Raw genomic sequence first — 1,873 nt, 5'->3', positions numbered from 1 at the left:
ACAGCCCTACTCAACTGTGCGGAGGTGGGACGACGAAATCGAATTCTAACGAATTACCGATTTCTGTCCCACTCTCTCTCAGGTTGAAGTAGAATTTCTTATTCTTCCTCATCATCCAACTCCACTTCTCCGTGGATTTTGATGTATGCTTCATTTCTGCGCTCATATTCTGACCAAACCTGGTCTCTCACATCATCCATAAATGGAATTTCCTTAAGACTCAGTTCATTAAACTGTTCATAACTCATCGAAAGGATATCTTCATGTCGGTTTTTAAATTGCTCCACACTTAACCAGCTCTCTTTATCATCTTCGCTAATTTGACCCTCAATGGCAATTTATCCATTTGCAATCGCGTGATCCACAATGTGTTTGAAGGCATTGGGAGAATGAGGGCTTCCCATGGTTGTGCGTTCATTGGACCAACCACCATGACTAAGATAAACCACTGGATATTTTTGCTGGTCTGAATAGCCATAAGGAAGATAAATGACGGCTTCTTTTTCGATTGGAATTGGGGCGTTTGTCGTGTAGGAAAAAGATTCAAAAGTAGGATAGTTAAGGATTTCTAAGGTACCTGGTCTATCGCTAGGTTTGAAATAGTGTTTAGGAATGGGTTTCAAATCTGGAAATGTCATTTGTTCCTCACTTTCTCTTATTCTTTAAAAAGGTAAGTCAGTCCATGTTGAATCTCTAGTTCAAATGATTCTTGATTATGTCCACCACCGTTATTTTCCCAATAAATGAGGTTATCACCTGTTATCAAATCACTATGGTTGCTACGGAGGGCTTCGATCTGTGGAATCATGCTGTATTTTGTCCCATCACTTCCACCTACCATCGCTATTATTTGGAAATCATTCTGCCCGTAGTTATTTTCTTGCAGACCACTGACCAAGGTTTCAGCAATAGCTTCATCGCTGTTTCTACCAGTAACTTGTCCAATCCAGCTATCGCCTGCCATCGGCATGTAGTAGAAAAATTTATCACTCTGTTCAACCAGCACATCCCATGTCGTGATACCGCCCATAGAATAGCCACCGAAAGCTCTATGAGAACGACTTTCTGTAAAACCAGTTTCATCGGCTGTCTCAGCAAAGGTCGTGTATTGACTTTCAACCGTCTTCATAACCTCTAAAACTTCAGTCTCTGCAAAGTAATGATTTAAAGGATAATCAGCTGAATAATTCGATACAACAAAACTTCGATCTGGATAATAAGTCGGAAATACAACCAGAAGTGGCTCAATATCTCCATTTGCAATCCAGTTATCTAGCAGTGGTTTGACGTCTGCCGCTACTTGCTCAGCAGACATGCCTGATCCGTGCATGAGATAAAGGATATTCATTGGTTTGCCTGTCTCATACGAATCAGGCACATAGACAAGTGCTTCCTTGTTATACTCTTTGCCATCATAAGTCGTTGTATAAGTCATACCGTCAATTTTACTGCCCTGTTCCTTAGAAAGCGAGTTAGTGCGAGAAGAACTTGACACATTTTGGCTTATCAACTCTGTTGAATTGTTGGCTTTATTGCTTTCAAAGTTTAGATAAAGAATCGTCCCTAGAACGACTAATAGCAAGCCTGTTAATGAAAAAATAAGAGTTCTTTTGATAACAGTTTTCTCTTTCTATTTGTTTAAATTGTTATACCACGTCATCAAGTCTGAATCAGCCTGATCAACCTTATTTCCTTCGACTGCAAAGGCAGGCTCAATACGAGCGGTAACCTGGTTTTCAGCCAAAATAGTTTCGATATAATCGATACTTGATCCTAATCCATAACCACCATTTGTCGAAAATGGAATGATCGTTTTTCCATCAAGTTCTTTGGCATAGGTCTCGATAAAGGTTGCAACGGGCTCTGCCATGGT

Annotated in this window: 3 protein-coding genes and 1 pseudogene; all 4 read right to left on the bottom strand. The window is 40.3% G+C overall.

Annotated features, from left to right (window positions below):
• Positions 1-98: 98 nt before the first annotated feature.
• Positions 99-335 (bottom strand): annotated as a pseudogene (locus tag SPADD19_RS02225) (hypothetical protein); the annotation flags it as partial.
• Positions 336-338: 3 nt separating this feature from the next.
• Positions 339-638 (bottom strand): alpha/beta hydrolase, encoded by a 300-nt coding sequence (locus SPADD19_RS11410; protein WP_128861545.1) that lies wholly within the window; start codon positions 636-638, stop codon positions 339-341.
• Between the two features lie 17 nt (positions 639-655).
• The gene (locus SPADD19_RS02220; RefSeq protein ID WP_061455088.1) at positions 656-1,435 is read right to left on the bottom strand and encodes an alpha/beta hydrolase; all 780 of its coding nucleotides are present in this window, start codon (positions 1,433-1,435) and stop codon (positions 656-658) included.
• A gap of 195 nt (positions 1,436-1,630) precedes the next feature.
• Positions 1,631-1,873 (bottom strand): flavodoxin family protein (locus SPADD19_RS02215; protein WP_423170599.1); only part of this gene is annotated, 243 nt, incomplete at its 5' end.

Source organism: Streptococcus parasanguinis, from assembly GCF_001578955.1.
GTDB classification, from domain to species: Bacteria; Bacillota; Bacilli; order Lactobacillales; family Streptococcaceae; genus Streptococcus; species Streptococcus parasanguinis_U.
Note: the sequence above shows the minus strand (reverse complement) of the source record. Positions and strands in the feature narration are given on the sequence as shown.